General features: G+C 65.4%; 1 protein-coding gene. It reads left to right on the forward strand.

Features of this window, described 5'->3' with window-relative positions:
* Positions 1–462, forward strand: a 462-nt coding sequence (locus XX99_RS26480; RefSeq protein WP_197081956.1) for an IPT/TIG domain-containing protein, incomplete at both ends; no start/stop codon positions are given.

The raw sequence follows: 462 nt of genomic DNA on the forward strand, positions 1-462 counted from the left end.
CCTTCAGCCAGGCGGCGTCCTATCCGGATATCCGCATCCTGGAGTATCGGGGAGTGACGGCGCTCGATGTGACGGCTGGAGCCAGTGGAAGCAGTGCGACAGCGAGCAGCGGCGCTGCAACGACGACCAGCGCGAACGAGCTGATCTTCGGAGCGGACCTGGTGGCGACAGCGACAGCCGCAGCGGGCAGCGGCTTTACATCGCGGATCATCACCACGCCGGATGAAGATATCGCGGAAGACAAGACGGTGACCACGGCAGGCAGCAACAGCGCCACGGCGGCGTTAACCTCGGCCGGCGCGTGGGTCATGCAGATGGTGACCTTCTCGGCTGCTTCGGTTCCAGCGCCAACTGTGAGTGGAGTGAGCCCGAACAACGGCTCGACGGGCGGCGGCACAGCGGTGACCATTACCGGGACGAACTTCGCCTCGGGTGCAACGGTGACCTTCGGCACAGCAGCCG

The sequence above is a fragment of the Silvibacterium bohemicum genome (assembly GCF_001006305.1).
Taxonomy (GTDB): domain Bacteria; phylum Acidobacteriota; class Terriglobia; order Terriglobales; family Acidobacteriaceae; genus Silvibacterium; species Silvibacterium bohemicum.